Origin of the sequence: Arthrobacter sp. W4I7 (assembly GCF_030816215.1) — a bacterium.
Lineage (GTDB): Bacteria > Actinomycetota > Actinomycetes > Actinomycetales > Micrococcaceae > Arthrobacter > Arthrobacter siccitolerans_A.
This window is the reverse complement of the sequence record NZ_JAUSXU010000001.1, coordinates 1,923,696-1,942,298: the sequence shown is the minus strand read 5'-3', so window position 1 is coordinate 1,942,298 and position 18,603 is coordinate 1,923,696. Positions and strand designations below refer to the sequence as shown.

The window sequence follows — 18,603 nt, the reverse complement described above, 5'->3', positions numbered from 1 at the left end:
TGGCCGCCATAGGTATCCCCACGCCGCTCAGTCAATGGCCAATCTGAAAGCCCTCTAGACCATTTCCGCATTAAAAAGAGAGTTCACACGTGGCGAATATCAAGTCCCAGAAGAAGCGCATCCTCACCAACGAGAAGGCACGCCTGCGCAACAACGCAGTCAAGTCCGAGCTGAAGACGGCCATCCGCGCCGTCAACACCGCCGTTGAGTCCACGGACAAGGATGCAGCTGCTGCTGCCCTGGTTGCTGCCAGCCGCAAGCTGGACAAGGCTGTTAGCAAGGGTGTCCTGCACAAGAACAACGCAGCGAACCGCAAGTCGGCGATCTCCAAGAAGGTCAACGCACTGTAAGGTTTCCAGTTCGCTTGAACTGATGGTTGTGGCCGGTACCGTTTGGTGCCGGCCACACATCTTTAACATCGTCCTCGCCCCAAGTGGCTGAGTCAGCCCGGGCTGAGGACGCAGAAATCATTGCCTTCCGGGTCGGCAAGACACACCCACGGCACATTGCCCTGGCCGAGGTCGACGTCGGTGGCACCCAGGCCCCGCAGCCGGTCCACCTCTGCTGAGTGATCATCACCGGGGTACGGCATCAGGTCCAGATGGACACGACCCCACTCGGTCTCCAATGGCGGGGTGCTGTGGAACTCAAGACACGGCCCCACCCCCTTGGCGGACCGGAGCCTCGCAGAGTCGTCGTTCACCTCATGCAGGGTCCAGTCCGTCGCCCCGCCCCAGAACCGGGCCATCGCCCGCGGATCCCTGCAGCTGACCACCACCGCCGCGATGGGTCCGGTGTCCCGATAGATTGACCGGGGCCCCAGCACGCGGAACAGGTTGCCCTCCGGATCCGCCAGAACCGTCCACGCCACATGGCCAACACTGTCCCTGCGTGTATCACCCTTGCCTAGGTCGGCGGGCGTCGCACCGAGCTGCAGGAGGTGCGCCACCAGTTCGGCATGATGGGCCCGGGAGGTGGTGTTCAGATCGAGGTGCGCGCGGTACCGCACTGTCTCGGGGTCCGGGACGGTGACCACATCGACGCAGACAGCCGCGGGGTCCGGCCAGGCAAAGTCCAGGGGTTCCACATTGGTCACACCGGGCCCTTCGCTGGATACGCCCCAGCCCAGCGCATCCGCCCAAAACCGGCCAAGCGCCGAGTCATCGCCAGCTTTGAAATTCACTTGAACAAGTCGCAGCGCCATACCGCCGACCCTATACCGAAGTGCTGTCCCGGTTGCCGAGCTACCTTCCTTGCACGGACATCGCGATGATTCTCACCGCTTGTTCCACCGCATAAACGGGGTCCCGGGCCAGTCCTTTGACCTGGGCGTCAGCCTCGGCGGTTGCCTGGATGGAGCGCACGAGGCCTTCCGGCGTCCACCGCCGGACATCGCGCTGTGCCTGTTCAACCAGCCACGGCTGCATCCCGAGCTCTGCCGCGATCTGTGCCGACGAGCCGGAAGCGCCAGCCACCCGCGCCACGGTCCGAAGCTTGGCCGCCAGCGCGGCAACCAGCGGAACGGGATCTGCTCCCGTCGCCAGTGCGTGGCGAAGGGTGGAGAGCGCCAGCGGGCCGTTTCCTGCCATGGCGGCATCGGCCACCTTGAAGGCTGTGGCTTCGATCCGGCCGCCGTAGTAGCGGTCGACGATGTCGGTGGTAACCGTCGTTCCGGCGTCGGCGATGAGCTGGCTGCAGGCCGCGGCCAGTTCGGAAAGATTCGCCCCGACGGCATTGACCAGCGCCTGCACGGCGTCCGGTTCGATCCGCCGCCCGCCGGCCTTGAATTCGGACGCCACAAAAGCCACTTTGTCCGCGTCCTTTTTCAGGGGCTGGCAGTCCACGACGGGCCAGCCACCCTTTTTAACTGCGTCGAGCAGTTTCTTGCCCCGGGCTCCCCCGCCGTGGCGCAGTACCAGGACAGCATCCGGCTCCGGGTGGCCAAGGTAGGCTAACGCGTCAGCCAGGAAAGCGTCGTTCATCGCTTCCACGGCCTCGACCTCGATGAGCTTGCTTTCGCCAAAGAGGGAGGGGCTGACCTGCATCAGCAAAGTCCCGGCTTCGTAGGAAGAGGCATTGATGCGGCTGACTTCGACGTCAGGGGACGCCGCCCGCACCTGGGCGCGGACACGGTCCATGGCCCTGATGCCCAGGTACTCTTCAGGCCCGCCCACCAGGACGACGCCGGCGGGGGTTACGTCCCGCCAGGTGGGGCCATTCGACGCCGGCGAACGGGTTGCACGCTTCTGCGCAGCGGCCATCGGGGCTTCCTTCCGGAAATTTTGGTGGAGTATCCCAGCCTGCCATGTCCCGCGGCCCGGTCCAAGCCGGCACTGCGCCTTTGCGGCAATCCCCGTCCGCGCCCGGGCCTTGGCTCCCCATGAAGTTGCCGCGGCGCCTGGGCCGCGTATCTTTCCAGTAGTCCGATCAAGGCAATGGTCTGCAGGTGGGCAGCCATGACCAAGCGGAGAAGCCGGTATGGGCGGGCTGCTGCCCAGACAGCTCCGAACGTCAGCACGGACAGGAACAGCATGCTCAGCAGTCCCGGGACGCCTTCCGGCCACGGCAGGGCCGCGCCAGGAAGCTGAGCCGCAAATCGAGCCGTCGCTGCAACTGCTGCGCTGAAGGTACCCGCCACCGCGATCAGGACGGTTCCTGCCCACGGGATGAGCACCACCAGGGGAACGGCAGCGGTTCCCAGCAGCGTCACTGGCGCCACAAGGGGCGATGCCATGACGTTGGCCAGCAGCGAGTAGGTGGAAAACTGCGGTTGAAGCACCACCGTCACGGGTCCGCAGAGCAGTTGCGCGGACAAGGGAACTGCAATGGCCGCCGCTGCCCAGCGCGGTATCGCTGACGGCGTCCAGTCAATGATTCGCCGGCCAAGGACGATAATCCCCAGCGTGGCCAGAACGGACAGGAGGAAACCGAAACTCGACCCCAGCCCCGGGTCAATGAGCAGCAGGCCGATCACGGCAAGGCAGAGGAAGCTCAGTCCCCGTCCGGTCCGCCCACTGGCCAGCGACGCCACCGCTACGGCTCCCATCAGGGCTGCCCGGAGCACGCTCGCGTCCGGACCCACCAGCAGGACAAACAGTCCAAGGCCGGCCAGGGCGAGTGCTGCCGCAGGCACCCGGGGCAGGTGGAACCGCCGGCAGGCGAGCAGGAGTGCGCCGAGCACCAGGCTGCAGTTGGCCCCGCTGACGGCGGTCAAGTGGGTCATGCCCACGCTTCTCATTGCGGTCTCCAGGCCCTCGTCTAACACGCTGGTGTCCCCGGTGACCATCCCGGGAAGAAGTCCCCGCGGATCGGGGGCGAGGAACGCCGCAGCGGCCACAAACCGTTCCCGCAGTTCCTTGGCTGACTCCTGAAGGACCGGAGAATCCGTGGGCCTTCCTGGTCCCGACGATGCAGTCAGCATCCCGGCTTCCTCCCTTCCGGGATCTGCGGGCCGGAGTTTCCCGGTGGCACGTACCAGCTGTCCCGGCACGACGGCTCCCCAGGCGCCGCCGCCCGTCACCAGCAGTTGGGCCCTGGTGCGTAGCAGGACTCCTCCTGTGCTGACGTCCCGGGTCCAGACAGCCACCGACCAGCGCGGAGGTGTACCCGCCTGGTTCGGCGGATTCAAGGCTCGGGGCGCTCCTGCCACCTCCACCACGGCCACCACCGACTTGCCTGACGAGATGGCAGCCGCCAGCGGGCCTTCGTTGCGCTGGGTGGACGCGACCGCCGAGTGCGCTGCCGCGGTGGCTGCCAGCAGGAGCGCGACCGCAGTGGTGGTCAGGAAGCTCCGCCGAGCAGGTTTCCGCCGCGTACCCGCTACTGGCAGCCTGCCGGCTTTCCACGTCCGGTGCAGCAGCACGGCCGCCAGCATCAGCAAAACGCAGCAGAGGCCCGCCAGCGCCAGGGGATGCAGCCAGAGGCCGGCGAGGGAAGCAGCCCAGACGCAGGCCGCGGGCAGGGCAAGCCGGACGTCAGTGCGCCGGCGGGGAGCTTCGTCTGCGTCCGTATCCGCTTCCTGGGCCGCCTTTGTTTTGCCGGGGCTGAAGCGGGCGGACTGCGTGGCCCAGTATCTCCGCAGGGCTTCACTGGGGCTGCGGCCGTCAGGCGGCTTGAGGGTCCGCCGCCTCGCCGCAGTGCACTCCTGCGTCCCCGCCGAGTCCGCGGCTCCCGGATGCGCCCCTGCTCCTGGGCCCGTCCGTTCCGCGGGAGCAGCATGGCCCTGGACGGCGGATTCTATATACCGGCTCCACGGACTCGTCCCTGTCCCGGCTGTCCGTTTACCCATGCCAGCGCCGGCCGGCGGCGGTCCTCATCGCATTTTCCTTCGCCTCATATGGTCACCAGCGGGAGCAGGGCTTCGAGCATTTTTGGGCCGACGCCGTCAATGGCGTCCAGTTCCTCGACCGCCTTGAACGGGCCATGTTCCTTGCGCCAGTCCACGATGCGCTGTGCCAGTACGGGGCCTACCTTCGGCAAGCCATCCAGTTCCTCCACGCCGGCCGTGTTCAGGTTGACCTTCGATCCAGGGGATCCCGCACTCCCGTCGGGAGAAGCACCGGCCTCCGGCCCTCCCGGTTCAACGGCATCGTCCGGCACCGGCTCGCCCTGCCGCGGGACAAAGATCTTTTGCCCGTCCTCCACCAAGGCGGCCAGGTTGAGGCGGTCAGGGTCGGCGCCGGGACTTCCTCCTCCCGCGGCTGCAATTGCATCGTGCACCCGGTTCCCTGCCGGTAACTGCACCACCCCCGGCCGCAGCACTGCACCGGCAACGTGGACCACGACCGTGCCGGCCGAGGTGCCTTCCTGCGTTGCCGACGGTGTTCCGGACTCCGGACCGGCACGGCTCCCGCCTCCGTTCTCCTCACCCGACCCGCCGTCCTCGCTAGCCACGGCAGTGGTTTCGGGGTTGACGCCGTTAAGGGGAAGGATCTGAGGCCGCCCGGACGCCGCCTGCCACCAGAACCAGGCACCGGCAGCGACCGTGAGGATGCCCACGATCACGGCGAGCCGAAAACCCAGGCGCCAGCGGATGGCCGGGCCGACGTCGTGGGATTTGGCGGCATCCTCCCCACTGCGGCCGGTGACATCGCCGCCGTCGGGGCCGTGTGCACCCTGGTATTCGAAGGCAGACTCCCCGTCCTCCCCAAGGAGGAGCCCCCGGGGACTGCTCCCGAGGGTGGCCTGCAGCCGGTTCCTGGCGTGGCGCGCCTGCTGACCTGCTGCTCCAGCATCCCGGCGTGACATACAGCCCACGCTAGGGACAGGCGGCACCGCGTAACAGGGCAGGAACGGGCTATGTGGAAAGGGCGCCGCTACTCGCACCCTCGATCACTCCTTCCTGGGGAATATCGAACTCATGTTCTCCACGGAATTATGCAGCAGGCGCGGGGCAAGAATCACGACGCCGAAAATCGCCGCGGCCCCGCCGCGTGGCTGAGACCGCTGCGGGATATCAGCTGGCCATTGCCGCCGGGCAGGGAGCCGGCATCGGTGCTGGACACCAAGTAGAACTCCCTGTATCGCCGCAGCCGGCTCCCGGGAACTGGAAGACATGATCGCTTCCTATAAAGCCGAGAACCGGTCGCCAACCTCCAGCCGTTCGCCCCAGGAAAAGGCGCTGGCGGTGTGGTTGCACCGGCGCCGTCAGGCACCAGCAGAGGGATCCCTCTCCCCCGCCTATGCTGATGCCGTCACCGAAACCGCTGCATCCCCCCCAGGTCACGGTCACCAGCGCAGGCAGCGGTGATCCGTGCAGCATGCAGTGCGTGACCATGATCGGCTACGTCCAGCTCAGCTCCATCGGCGACCGGGAGGTCATCGGTAACGCCAGCTGATAGAGCTGGGACGAGGCCGGATGAGAAGAAAGCGACCGGGCGTGGAGAAGGTAGACCCGTTCAAACGACCACGTGGTGGTCCCGCAGGTAAGCCGCAGCTCCCCAGCGGCAGTATCCAGTTGGCAGTTCTGGTCTTTCACTCGAGGCCAACCCGAAAACTCGGGTGCGCTGCGGACCCGTTTGTAGTGGAGCCCGTCGTGCTCGGTGTAAATGTCGACGCTGTCGCCGTCGAAACCATCCTGGGTGATGAGCACGGAGCGGCCGTTCGCTGCTGTGACCTTCACGGTGTCCCCTATGCCGAATGCGCCCAGAAACGCGAAAAGGAACATTAGGCCGAAGTACGGCACCGCGGCTGCGGCCGCCACCGCAGTTGTCCAGCCGATGATGCGCCGTGGCACTTTCCGCGGGACGCGGCCTATCAGCGCCGGCAGCAGGAGAAACAGGCCGGTGGCACCAGCCAGGAGCGCGGCAATCAAGAACAAGGAGGCGAGGGAGTTAGCGGGTATGCCGATGTAGAGCAGCAGGTCCTCCCGTGCAGCCGCCCGATACGCCGCACTGATGGCGTGGTCTGTCCAGGAGGCCAGGGCAGCAACAGACAGAAGGACGCCGCCCCAGATTTCCCGGCGTTTCACGCTGCCCTCTTCGCTCTGACATCCCTCGCAACCATCGAGCCCATCGTAAGAATGACTTCCAGGAGCACCATTCCAAGCCAGGTCAGGGCGGTAATTAGGGCGAGTATGAAACCCGCCATGCTGCCGGACAAAAGCATCACCGCGGCCACGACAGGAAGCCCACCGAAGAGGACCCAACGGGTGTACCGGGTAGCAGGGCTGCCGGCGATGGCCAAGCCCGCGTGACTAAGCCACAGAACCAGGGCGATCGCGGGTGTAAGCAGGAAAACGCTCATTACTTACCCCGCGTGCTGTCGCTCATCCAGTGCAGTGGCTGCCCTGCGTCCCCCAACGTCATTAGTTCAGCCTACCGTCGCAAGGAGCAAAGCTGCCCGCCGCGTCTCGCGGCTGGTCCTATCCCTGACCTGCTGCTCCAGCATCCCGGCGTGGCATACAACCACGCTAGGGACAGGCGGCACCCCGGTAACAGGGCAGGAACGGGCTATGTGGAAAGGGCGCAGCTATCCGGCGTCGCCGGCGTCGCTATTCCCACCCATGCCGTCGCCCACAATAACGGCAAGGACGCCCAGCCCAGCATGCGCCGCGAGTACGGCGGGAAGGGAGCTGATCTGGGCAGGAGGACAGTGCGGCAACGCGGCTGCCAGCCGTCCGGCGAGGCTCTCCGCCTCCACCGGGTTTCCGAAATGGTGGACGGCGAGCCGCACTCCGTCCGGACGGGCCGAAGCGTCAGCGGCCACGATTTCCTCCAGCCGGGCTACGGCCCGGGCAGCAGAGCGGACCTTTTCCAGCGGTACGATTTTGCCGCCGTCGACCGCGAGGATGGGTTTGATGGCGAGCATGGTGCCCCACAGCGAGGCTGCGGCCCCGATCCGTCCGCCCCGGCGGAGCTGCTCGAGGCTGGGGACGTAGAAATAGACTTTGGTACTGGCTGCCTGGCCCGCCGCGGCAGCGGCAACTGCCCCTGCCCCGGCGCCTTCGGACGCGGCGCGCACACTTTCCTGCACCGCCATCCCAAGGGCCATGCCCACAGTTGCGGAGTCGACCACTTCCACGTGAATGCCCACCCGGGCTGCCGCCAGGCGCGCCGCGTCCGCCGTCCCGGACAGGCCGCCCGAAATATGCACGGAGACAACGGACTCAAAGCCCCGGCGCTGTGCGGCGAGATAGGCCTGCTCAAATTGCCCGGGCGAGGGCCGGGAGGTCTTCACGGAAGTCCCGCTGGCCAAGGCCAGCGCGATCGTCTCCGAGATGTCGTCCTCGCCCTCGCCGTAGATCTCATCGCCCACCATCACCGGCATGGGGATCACGGTCAGGCGCCCGTCACCGCTGAGTCCCGCCGTCCAGTCAGCCGGCAAGGCAGCTGCGGAATCGGTGACCACGGCAGTACGTACGACGACGTCGGGCCGGGCTGCGGCACTGTCCCGCCTGGCAGCGTCCTGCTTGGCGCGCACAGCGGCCAGGCGGCTGCGGATCCAGGGCCAGGCGGCGGGGTCGCGGTTTGGCAAGGGGCCTCCTGGGGTCAAGCAGGCCGCCGGAGGTATCCGGCGGCCTGGTCCGGCTAGGCCGGGACGATGTTGACCAGTTTAGGGGCGCGGACGATGACCGTGCGGATGCCTCGGCCGTCGAGGGCGCGTTGGACGTTGTCCGAGGCCAGCGCGAGTTCCCGCAGCTGGTCCTCGGAGACGTCCGGGGAGACCTCAAGCCTGTCCCGCACCTTGCCCTGGACCTGCACAACGGCAGTGACGGTGTCCTGCACCAGGAGGGAAGCGTCGTGGGCCGGCCACCCTGCGTTGGCCACCGACGCCGGGTGTCCCAGGACGTTCCACATGTCCTCAGCGGTGTAGGGGGCGAAGAGGCTCAGGATTACGGCAACAGCCTCCGCTGCCTCCCGTACTGCCGGGTCGGCACCCCCTGCACCGGAATCGATGGCCTTGCGGGTGGCGTTGACCAGCTCCATCAGCTTGGCCACCACCACGTTGAACTTGTTGGCATCCAGCAGTTCGGCCGCGTCGGCGATGGTCCGGTGCGTGACAGACCGCAACGCGCGGTCACCGGTAGCGACGTCCACGCCGGGTCCGCTGGCTACATCCTGGGCGAGGCGCCAGGCACGGGCCAGGAACTTCGCCGAGCCGGACGGCGAAACGTCGGCCCAGTCAACGTCGTCCTCGGGCGGGGACGCGAAGATCATGGTGAGCCGGACAGCGTCCACCCCGTACTTGTCCAGCTGCTCGCCGAGGTCCACGCCGTTGCCCAGCGACTTGCTCATGGCCTTGCCGCCATTGAGCACCTGCCCCTGGTTGAGGAGGGCACTGAAGGGCTCGTCGGCATCGATCATGCCGAGGTCGTGGATGACCTTGGTGAAGAACCTGGCGTACAGCAGGTGCAGGATGGCGTGCTCGACGCCGCCGACGTACTGGCCCACAGGCATCCAGTCGTTAATCTTGGCCGGGTCAAAGGGGCCCTCCGTGTAGTCCGGGGAAACGAACCGCAGGAAGTACCAGGACGAGTCAACGAACGTGTCCATGGTGTCGGTGTCCCGCTTGGCCGGGCCGTGGCAGTTGGGGCACTCGACGTTGACCCACGCCTCGGCAGCAGCCAGGGGCGAGGTGCCCTTGGGCGACAGGTCCTCGCCGCGCAGGTCTGAAGGCAGCGTGACGGGCAGCTGCTCGTCCGGTACGGGAACCTCACCGCAGGACGGGCAGTGGATGATCGGGATGGGGGTGCCCCAGAAGCGCTGGCGGCTGAGCAGCCAGTCACGCAGGCGGAAGTTCACGAACTTCTCGCCGGTGCCCTGGCGTTCCAGGATGGCAATCGCCGCCGGGATGGCCTCGGCTTTGGGCAGCCCGTCAAGGTCACCGGAGTTGATCAGGGTTCCCTCCCCTGCTGTCGCGGTGCCGGACACCGCAGGGTCCTCTTCGCCGGTATCCAGGACGGCGCGCACGGGCAGGTCGAACTTGCGGGCGAAGTCCAGGTCGCGCTGGTCGTGGGCGGGTACGGCCATGATGGCGCCGGTTCCGTAGTCAGCCAGGACGTAATCGGCTGCCCAGACCGGCAGTTTCTCCCCGTTCAGCGGGTTGATAGCGTACCGGCCGGTGAAGACGCCCGTCTTTTCCCGTTCGGTGGACTGCCGTTCGATCTCCGTGAGCGCCTTGACCTGTTCGCGGTATTCCTCCAGGGCAGCGGCGTGCTCCTCTGTGACGAGCTCGACGGCGAGTGGCGCGTCCGCGGCCACCACAAAGAACGTTGCGCCGTACAGGGTGTCCGGGCGGGTGGTGAAGACCGTCACCTCTTTGGCGGGTTTGCCGCCGTCGGCCTCGATCACGAAGTTGACGTGCGCTCCCTCAGAGCGTCCGATCCAGTTCTTCTGCATCGCCAGGACGCGCTCGGGCCAGTGGCCCCGCAGTTCGTCCATGTCATCGAGCAGGCGGTCCGCGTAGTCGGTGATCTTGAAGTACCACTGGTTGAGGGACTTCTTGGTGACGGTGGTACCGCAGCGCTCGCAGGCACCGTTGACTACCTGCTCGTTGGCCAGCACTGTCTGGTCCTTGGGGCACCAGTTGACCGGTGAGTTCTTCCGGTATGCCAGGCCGCGCTCGTAGAAGCGCTTGAACAGCCACTGGGTCCAGCGGTAGTACCCGGGGTCCGAGGTGTGCAGCCGGCGGGACCAGTCAGCCGAGATGGCGTAGCGCTTGAAGGACGCCGCCTGGGTGTCGATGTTGGCGTAGGTCCACTCGCTGGGGTGGGCGTTGCGCTTGATGGCGGCGTTCTCGGCAGGCAGGCCGAAGGAGTCCCAGCCGATCGGGTGCAGGACATCGAAGCCCTGCTGGCGGAGGTAGCGGGCCACCACGTCGCCCATGGCGAACGCTTCCGCGTGGCCCATGTGCAGGTCGCCGGACGGGTACGGGAACATGTCCAGCACGTAGCGCCGCTCCCGGGACCCGTCGTCGGCAGGTGTGAAAACCTTGAGGTCCTCCCACACCTGCGGCCACTTGGCCTCCATGGCGGCAAAGCTGTACGTGCCCTCCTCGGGCACGTCCGCCTGCACTGTTGCTGCTGTTCCGGTCTCTGTCTCCGGCTGAACGCCCACTGCTGCCCTCTTCTGTTCTGTTACGGCATCTGTGCTGCCATAACGGCCTGATCCTCCTGCTGCCGGCCCGGGAAATACGCCCGGACACACAAAAGCCCCTCGCCAGGGAGGGGCTGCCGCACGGTGATCCGTTGTTCCGGACGCCGGGCGGCTAACTAAGCAGAAGGATCGCACGCATAAAACCACTTTAGCGCACACTGCGGCCCGGCTGACCTTCGGGCCTGTACCCGCCCACGCGGACTTAACTAGACTTGGGCCAGGCCGCCCGGCCCCGGATCCGGCAGGTGACTCCATGAGTGACGATACGGGTACTGACGCAGGTCATGACCTGCCTTTCCCTCCGCTCGGCGGGCCCCCCGCACTGGACCGGGAAGTAACAGGCGGCAAGGCGTCGGCACTGTCAGCGCTGCTCGCGGCAGGCTTCCCCGTGCCGCCAGGATTCGTCATCACCCGCGCAGCGATGCTGGACGGTCGCGGGCGGGACGACTGGGCGATGCGCCTGCAGGCTGCCGCCCGTGCCGCCGGCCCCGGCCCGTACGCGGTGCGCTCCTCGGCGGCCGCCGAAGATCTTCCGGGTGCTTCCTATGCCGGGATGTATGACAGCTACCTGGGCGTCGACGCCGATGGACTTGCTTCGGCAGTGACCCGCTGCTTCGAATCCGCGGAATCCGACCGGGTCCTGGCCTACCAGGAGTCCCACGAAAATAATGACGCCGGGAAGATGCCGGGCACCGGCGGAATGGCAGTCCTGGTTCAGCAGATGGTGGATGCTGCAGCAGCCGGCGTGGCGTTCACAGCCAACCCCCTGACCGGGGCCCGCGACGAGACCGTGGTCTCCGCCGTCGTCGGGCTTGGGGAGAACCTCGTGGGAGGGTCGGAAAGCGGCGAGGAGTGGCTTGCGCGCGGCGGACTGGTCAGCCGGCGGCGCGGTGCCAAAGCGGTCCTGACGAAGGAAAGCGCGACGACGGTGGCCGCCGCCGCACGGGACGTCGCCACGCATTTTGGTACGCCGCAGGATGTTGAATGGGCACTGGACGCCTCCGGCCATGTCCATATCCTCCAGGCCCGCCCCATGACGGCAGTTCCGGAACCGGTCATGTGGGAGCCGCCGGGGAAAGGCGTCTGGCTCCGGAACTTCCGGTTGGGCGAATGGTTGCCCGAACCTGTGACACCGCTGTTCATGGACTGGATTGTGCCGCTTATCGATACCGGGTACCACCAGGCGGTCACTCGTTCCGCCGGCATCAGCATCCCTATGGGACATGCGGCGGTCAACGGCTGGTACTACCTTGCCCCGCCTGGCCCGATGGCACTCCCCCATCTTCTGTTCGGCGGCAGCCTGCGCCCGCTGCCCTATATCTTCAACTCCGTGCTCCGCCCCATGGTGGATCCGGCCGGAGCCGACCGTGCAGTGCTTCGCAGCCTGGAGCACGAATGGCGGAATGTGTGCCTCACTCGCTACCGGGAGCTGGCAGGGGCACAGGGCATCGACGTCGGAACGGCCGACCTGCCCCAGCTCACCTACGTGGTTGAGCAGGTAGCCCGGGCAGCAGGCGAATACCTCTGGTACTTCTCCGCGGCAGGTGGTGCCGCCTGGAAGATGGAGGCGGTGCTGGCCAGGTTCTGGCGCAGGCACCTGGCCGCTGCCCTGGCCGAGGGGCAGCGGGACGCGCCGGAAACCGAGGGCTACCAGGTGCTCCTCGGTGGACTCCTGCCGACGCTCCCGGCACAGGTACCGCACGCCGTCTTCAGTTTGGACTGGTACCACCCAACGGCGGGCGAAGAACAGCAGGGGCAAGGTAAGGGAGTTGGAGTGGGGCGCGGGGAGGGTGCGCCGGCTGCCCCAGCAAGGGCAATGGAACGGCGCCACGCAGCGGAGGCCGCCTGCCGGAAAGTGCTGCGGGGCACCCGCCACCTGCGCCGTTTCGACACGCTCCTGGCCGTCGCACAGCACTACGCAAGGCTGCGGGAGGACCAGGCGCGCGACTTCACCCTGGGCTGGCCGCTACTGCGCCGGTGCGCCGCGCGAATGGGAATGCTCCTGCAGCAGTCAGGCGTCATCGCAAGCCCGGATGACGTCCACTTCCTGACCCGGGCCGATCTTCGCACCGGCGCGCCAGCCCAGCATGCTGTTGTGGGTCAGCGCCGCCAGGAATGGCTGCGGCAGCGGAAGCTCGACGCGCCGCTTACGCTCGGCACACTTCCCATCCTGGGAAACGCCTTTGACCGCCTGGCGGATGCCGCACGCAGTACACGCACCGCGCCCCCGGGATCCCTTCGTGGCCACCCGGCCAGTCCTGGCCGTGCCCGTGGACATGTGCGGATAGTGGATGGTCCAGCGGATTTTTCGGACTTCCAGCCGGGCGAAGTGCTCGTGGCCAAGGCAACGGCACCGGCGTGGACCCCGCTGTTCGCGTCCGCGGCGGCCGTGGTCACGGACACGGGCAACCTCGCCGCCCACGCCTCCCTCGTAGCCCGCGAGTACGGCATCCCCGCGGTGGTGGGGACCGGCAACGCCACCCGGCTCCTCCACACAGGGCAACTGGTCACAGTAGACGGCAACGCAGGAACAATAGAACTCCACGAGGACTGACGCTGATTAAGCCGAAAGAGGGGCCGATGACTCCCCGCCATGGTGTGGTGGGCACCGCGGAGCGGGCGGGCGGGAGTCATCGGCCCCTCTCCTGACAGGACCTACCGAACGTCCTCGTCGACCCAATCCATGGACTTGGTGACGGCCTTCTTCCAGAGCCGCATCTGGCGGTCCTGTTCGGCCTGGTCCATCTGGGGTTCCCAGCGCTTGTCCTCGGACCAGTTGGCCGAGCACTCGCCCAGGTCCTTCCAGAAGCCGACGGCGAGGCCGGCCGCGTACGCGGCACCGAGGGCGGTGGTTTCAACCACTTTCGGCCTGATCACCGGCACTCCAAGGATGTCCGCCTGGAACTGCATGAGGGCGTCGTTAGCTACCATGCCGCCGTCGACCTTCAACTCCGAAAGCGGAACGCCGGAGTCGGCGTTGACTGCGTCCAGCACCTCGCGGGTCTGGAAAGCGGTGGCTTCCAGGGCTGCCCGGGCAATGTGGTTCTTGTTGACGAAGCGCGTGAGGCCCACGATTGCGCCACGGGCATCCGAACGCCAGTACGGCGCGAAGAGTCCCGAGAAGGCGGGGACGATGTACACCCCGCCGTTGTCCTTCACGGACGCGGCGAGCGTTTCAACTTCGGGGGCGCTGTTGATCATGCCGAGGTTGTCGCGCAGCCACTGGATCAGCGAGCCGGTGACTGCGATGGAGCCTTCCAGGGCGTAGTGCGGCGCGGCGTCGCCGAGCTTGTAGCCCACCGTGGTCAGCAGCCCGTTCTTCGAGTGGACGATTTCCTCACCGGTGTTGAAGATCAGGAAGCAGCCGGTCCCGTAGGTGTTCTTCGCTTCGCCTGTCTCGAAGGCGGCCTGGCCGAAGGTGGCTGCCTGCTGGTCCCCGAGGATGCCCGCGACCGGCACCTCGCGGAGAAGCTGGGAGGTGTGGACCGTGCCGTAAACCTCGGACGAGGACCTGATCTCCGGCATCATGCTCCGCGGAACGCCGAAGATGCCCAGGATTTCGTCGTCCCACTGGAGCGTTTCCAGATCCATAAACAGAGTGCGCGAGGCATTGGTCACATCGGTGACGTGGACGCCCCCGTCCACGCCGCCGGTGAGGTTCCAGAGGACCCAGGCGTCGGTGTTGCCGAACACGAGGTTCCCGGCTTCGGCTTTGGCACGCGCGCCGTCAACATTGTCCAAAACCCACTTGATCTTGGTACCCGAAAAGTAGGTGGCAAGCGGCAGGCCGACCTTCTCCTTGAACCGGTCCGCGCCGCCGTCCCTGGCCAGTTCATTCACAATGTCCTGCGTGCGGGTGTCCTGCCAGACAATGGCGTTGTAGACGGCCTCGCCGGTGGTTTTGTCCCACACCACGGCCGTTTCCCGCTGGTTGGTGATTCCGACGGCGGCAATATCGTGCCGCGTCAGGTTCGCCTTGGAGAGGGCGGAGGCGATGACCTCGCGGGTGTTGTTCCAGATTTCGGCAGGGTTGTGCTCCACCCAGCCGGCCTTCGGGAAGATCTGTTCATGCTCCATCTGCCCTGAGGAGACGATGGCGCCGCTGTGGTTGAAGATGATGGCGCGGGTGCTGGTGGTGCCCTGGTCAATGGCGATTACGTACTGGTTCATGATGACGTCCTTGTCTGTAACGGTACTTTTGGATCAGTGGCTGGGGTAGGTGGTCAGGCAGCTGCTGAGGCGATGATGGGAACCAGCCGTGGCTATGAGCCCGCCCAGGGCGCCGCCCACGAGCGGGCCAACAACCGGAATCCATGAGTAGCCCCAGTCGCTGGAGCCCTTGCCCTTGATGGGAAGCAGGGCGTGGGCGATGCGCGGGCCGAGGTCGCGGGCAGGGTTGATGGCGTAGCCGGTGGGGCCGCCCAGGGAAACGCCGATGCCGACGACGAGGAGGGCCACGGCGAGCGGCCCGAGGCCGGATGGGGTTCCGCCGAAGGTCAGGATGACGAACACCAGGACAAAGGTGCCAATGATCTCTGTGACCAGGTTCCAGGAGCTGGTACGGATCGCCGGGCCGGTGGAGAAAACTGCCAGCTTGCTGGCGGCTTCCTCTTCGGCGTCGAAATGCTGCTTGTAGGCGAGCCAGCAGACGACGGCACCGAGGAACGCACCCAGCATTTCCCCACCGAGATAGGTCAGCGTGGACGCGAAATCAACGGGAACGTCCGGGGCATATTCCTTATTTCCCTTCGCCAGGAAACCAAGCGTCACGGCCGGGTTCAGGTGTGATCCCGACTTCGCGGCCACATAGACACCCGCGAAGACAGCAACACCCCATCCCCAGGTGACCATCAGGAACCCGCCGCTGTTGCCTTTTGTGCCCCGCAGGGCGACGTTGGCCACGACACCGCAACCCAGCAGGGTGAGCATCGCCGTTCCGAAGACTTCGGAAAGGAAAACAATTCCAAGAGACATCTTTGACTCTCCTTATTTTCTGTTGTCAGTCCTTCGCGGGTTGAAGGACCGTTTGCCGGGGCGGGTTGGCGCCCCGGCCGCCAGCCGGGCCTAAGCGACCAGGCTGTTGATCTCTACGCGGTGGAGCCGCTGCAGGACGTCCTGCGCATGCCGGATCTCGGCGGCACGCGCGGCGGCGTCCCAGCCCAGTGGAACGGCGAGCACCTCTGCCACCTCATTAAGCAGTTCGCCGGTGACGAGGCCCCGGAAGGCCAGGGACGTCCTGCGGATGAAAACATCTACAAGGTGTCCCACCTGCTCATGGGCTGCCATGAATTCCAGTTCACGGACACTCAGTTCCCGGGTGGAGCGCAACTGGTAGTCAGGTGCGGCGTCCAGGTAGGCCATCACGGCCTCCGCCCGCGTACCGTAGCGGGTCAGCAACCCGGCAGTCCGGTCAGCGTCCCGGCCCGGGGCCATGTGCTGCTTGATCCACTTCTGCACACCGGCCTCGTCGGAGGGAAAGCCTGCGCCGCCGCCGATGGCGAGCTGCGCCGTCGAGACCTTGCGCTGCATGCCAAGTTCGGCGAGGACATCGTCGGTCAGGTGCTCGGCCAGGGCGCGGAAGGTGGTCCATTTGCCGCCCACCAGGCTGAGTACGACGGCGCCCGGCCGGGGCTGCGCGCTGGCTGCGGCTTCCCGGCGCTCAATCCGGTAGTCCCGGGAAACGAAGCCGGGCTGCGTTGCGTCATGCCGGGGCAGCGGCCGCACGCCGGCGAAGGTGTACACGATCTGCTCCCGCGTGACGGCGATACCGGGGAACACGTGGCCGATCAGTTCGAAGAAGTACTCGATCTCCTCATCGGTGCAGACGGCGTCCTGGCTCATGTCGGCGTCCACGTCGGTGGTTCCGACCAGGACACGGTCCCCCATGGGGTAGATGAGGACGATCCGGCCGTCCGTGTGTTCGAAGAAGATCTCGCGTCCGCGGCAGGCGTCGAGCAGCCCGGGGTGGTCCAGCACTATGTGGGAACCCTTGGTGCCGCCCATGAAGGAGGAGGCTGTTCCTATCGCCTCATTGGTCAGGTCCACCCAGGCGCCGGTGGTGTTGACGATGACGTCCGCGGTGAAGTCGAATTCCTCGCCGGTCAGCTCATCACGCAGCCGCACCGTGCTGCCCTTGCCGGTGCCGCGGTTGGGTTCGCCGGTCATGGACTTCAGTGACAAGTAGTTACTGGCCCGGGCTGTATTGCCCTGGGCGTTGCTTTCAGCGTGTGCTCCGGCGCTGGCCGGGCGCCCTGCTCTTTCGCCGTCCTGCAGAACGTCGAGGGTGAGCCGCTCCGGGTTGTGGACGGAGGCGTCGAAGTATGTGGCCGCGTATTTTATGTCAGGGCGCAGGCCGGGCAGTTCAGCCAGGGCGCGTTTGCGGCCCCTGAACTGGTGCCGAGGCACGTTGCCGCCGTCGCGCGAGAAGGAGTCGTAGAGGCTGAGGCCGACCTTGATGAGGAAGGCTCCGCGTTCCTTGGGCTTGCCCTGCTGTTTGTGGGTAAGGAACCGCAGCGGAGCCGCGAGGATACCGGAGAAGGTGCTGAAGATTGGGATGGTGGTCTGCAGCGGCTTGACGTAGTGCGGGGCGATCCGGAGCAGCCGGTTGCGCTCCACCACTGATTCCCGGACCAGCCTGAATTCGCCGTTCTCGAGGTACCTGATGCCGCCGTGGATCATGTGCGAGGACGCTCCGCTGGCTCCCTGGCAGTAGTCCCCGCGCTCAACGAGTGCCACGTCCACCCCCTGCAGGGCCAGGTCCCGGAAGGTTCCGACGCCGTTAATGCCGCCACCCACCACCAGCACCTTTGCGTGGGGCCGCCGCCTCAGGTTGTGTACAGATGCGCGTTCGCCGCCAGGTTTCGGCGCGGTGGGGCGGGCGGGTGAATCCTTGGGTCCCAAAACAACTCCCTTGGGGCTTTCGTGTGGCGCGGCCACCTTGGGGTGCGCCGCCGTTCTGATCTAATGTTTGGAGTAATGGAAAATGGAGTCAAGCACAATGCACAAACGTGCAGAATGGAGTTCCCGTGGATCCTTCCCGGCATGCTGACGCCCTGCGGGCTGCACAAATGTATTACCTGCAGGACCTCACCATGGACGCCATTGCCCGCGAACTCCGGACCTCGCGGTCAACGGTTTCACGGCTGTTGTCCTCGGCCCGGGACTCGGGCCTGGTCCAGGTCCAGATCCGCAACCCCCTGGACACCGCCCCGGAGCTGGAAGGCCTGATCCGCCGCCGCTTCGGAGTTGACGTCCACGTTGTCCCGGTGGTGGAAACACTCAATGAGGCCGAAACCCTGGACCGGGTGGCCATGCAGGCCGCACGTACTATCGGGCCCCTGGTGGATTCCAATGCGATTATCGGCGTGGCCTGGGGCTCCACGCTCAGCGCCGTCAGCCGGCAGCTGACCAGGAAAATTACGCACGACAGCGTGATAGTGCAGCTGAACGGCGCCGGCAACATGCACACGACGGGCATCACCTATGCGAGCGACATCATGCGCCGCTTCGGCAGCGCCTACGGAGCGCGGGTGGAACAGTTCCCGGTTCCCGCCTTCTTCGACCACGCGGCCACCAAGACCGCGATGTGGAATGAACGCAGCGTGCAGCGGATCCTCGCACTCCAGGCCAAAATGAGCATCGCGATCTTTGGCGTCGGCTCCGTGGACGCGGATTACCCGAGCCATGTGTACGCCGGCGGCTACCTGGACGAGAACGACCTCAAAATCCTGGCGAATTCCGATGTGGTGGGTGACGTGGCCACCGTTTTCTTCCGCAGCGACGGTTCATCGGACGGCATCGTCCTCAACGAGCGGTCCACGGGTCCGGCCCTCTCAGAACTCCGGCAGGTCCGGCGCAGGATCTGTGTGGTTTCGGGAGTCTCCAAAATCAACGGCCTCAAAGGCGCCCTTGCGGCCGGCCTGGCGACAGACCTGATCCTCGACGAGGCCACCGCGCGCCGCTTGGTGGGCCTGGAGGGCATGGCGACTTCGAATAGGTAGAGTCAAGG

The 18,603-nt window shown here is 66.3% G+C and carries 14 protein-coding genes; 3 read left to right on the top strand and 11 right to left on the bottom strand.

What is annotated here, in order from left to right; genetic code table 11:
* The first annotated feature begins 89 nt into the window (after positions 1–89).
* On the top strand, positions 90–350 hold the full coding sequence (rpsT, locus tag QF047_RS08945) for a 30S ribosomal protein S20 (protein WP_011692086.1): 261 nt from the start codon (positions 90–92) through the stop codon (positions 348–350).
* A gap of 92 nt (positions 351–442) precedes the next feature.
* Here rpsT and QF047_RS08940 read toward each other — a convergent pair whose 3' ends face one another.
* From QF047_RS08940 to leuS, 8 genes are all read right to left on the bottom strand, one after another.
* On the bottom strand, positions 443–1,204 hold the full coding sequence (locus QF047_RS08940; RefSeq protein ID WP_307275793.1) for a VOC family protein: 762 nt from the start codon (positions 1,202–1,204) through the stop codon (positions 443–445).
* A 40-nt stretch (positions 1,205–1,244) separates the two neighbouring features.
* Positions 1,245–2,261 (bottom strand): DNA polymerase III subunit delta, encoded by a 1,017-nt coding sequence (gene holA / locus QF047_RS08935; protein ID WP_306633605.1) that lies wholly within the window; start codon positions 2,259–2,261, stop codon positions 1,245–1,247.
* Positions 2,195–4,288, bottom strand: coding sequence for a ComEC/Rec2 family competence protein (locus QF047_RS08930; protein ID WP_307275789.1), 2,094 nt, complete (start codon positions 4,286–4,288; stop codon positions 2,195–2,197). Before QF047_RS08930 ends, holA begins: the two co-directional genes overlap by 67 nt.
* A gap of 44 nt (positions 4,289–4,332) precedes the next feature.
* Entirely contained in the window at positions 4,333–5,247 is a 915-nt protein-coding gene (locus tag QF047_RS08925) for a ComEA family DNA-binding protein (protein WP_307275786.1), read from the bottom strand.
* 535 nt (positions 5,248–5,782) lie between these two features.
* Positions 5,783–6,469, bottom strand: a complete 687-nt coding sequence (locus tag QF047_RS08920; RefSeq protein WP_307275784.1) for a hypothetical protein — start codon at positions 6,467–6,469, stop codon at positions 5,783–5,785.
* Positions 6,466–6,744 (bottom strand): hypothetical protein, encoded by a 279-nt coding sequence (locus QF047_RS08915; protein ID WP_307275782.1) that lies wholly within the window; start codon positions 6,742–6,744, stop codon positions 6,466–6,468. Before QF047_RS08915 ends, QF047_RS08920 begins: the two co-directional genes overlap by 4 nt.
* A 225-nt stretch (positions 6,745–6,969) precedes the next feature.
* Positions 6,970–7,974, bottom strand: coding sequence for a DegV family protein (locus QF047_RS08910; RefSeq protein ID WP_307275779.1), 1,005 nt, complete (start codon positions 7,972–7,974; stop codon positions 6,970–6,972).
* A gap of 53 nt (positions 7,975–8,027) precedes the next feature.
* Positions 8,028–10,556 carry a leucine--tRNA ligase gene (gene leuS, locus QF047_RS08905; RefSeq protein ID WP_306633722.1) on the bottom strand — a complete coding sequence of 843 codons (2,529 nt, stop codon included), beginning with the start codon at positions 10,554–10,556 and terminating at the stop codon, positions 8,028–8,030.
* A gap of 292 nt (positions 10,557–10,848) precedes the next feature.
* Between leuS and QF047_RS08900 the strand changes: the two genes are divergently transcribed.
* Positions 10,849–13,149, top strand: a complete 2,301-nt coding sequence (locus tag QF047_RS08900) for a PEP/pyruvate-binding domain-containing protein (protein WP_307275775.1) — start codon at positions 10,849–10,851, stop codon at positions 13,147–13,149.
* 101 nt (positions 13,150–13,250) lie between these two features.
* On the opposite strand, the gene glpK is transcribed toward QF047_RS08900, so the two are convergent.
* The 3 genes from glpK to QF047_RS08885 form a co-directional block, all read right to left on the bottom strand.
* Positions 13,251–14,765 carry a glycerol kinase GlpK gene (gene glpK / locus QF047_RS08895; protein ID WP_306633726.1) on the bottom strand — a complete coding sequence of 505 codons (1,515 nt, stop codon included), beginning with the start codon at positions 14,763–14,765 and terminating at the stop codon, positions 13,251–13,253.
* Positions 14,766–14,798: 33 nt separating this feature from the next.
* Positions 14,799–15,569, bottom strand: coding sequence for an MIP/aquaporin family protein (locus QF047_RS08890; RefSeq protein ID WP_307275773.1), 771 nt, complete (start codon positions 15,567–15,569; stop codon positions 14,799–14,801).
* Between the two features lie 90 nt (positions 15,570–15,659).
* Complete coding sequence (locus tag QF047_RS08885; protein WP_307275770.1) at positions 15,660–17,495, bottom strand: glycerol-3-phosphate dehydrogenase/oxidase; 1,836 nt, start codon at positions 17,493–17,495, stop codon at positions 15,660–15,662.
* A gap of 167 nt (positions 17,496–17,662) precedes the next feature.
* On the opposite strand from QF047_RS08885, the gene QF047_RS08880 reads away from it, so the two are divergent.
* Positions 17,663–18,595 carry a sugar-binding transcriptional regulator gene (locus QF047_RS08880; protein ID WP_373427067.1) on the top strand — a complete coding sequence of 311 codons (933 nt, stop codon included), beginning with the start codon at positions 17,663–17,665 and terminating at the stop codon, positions 18,593–18,595.
* The last annotated feature ends 8 nt before the right edge of the window (positions 18,596–18,603 follow it).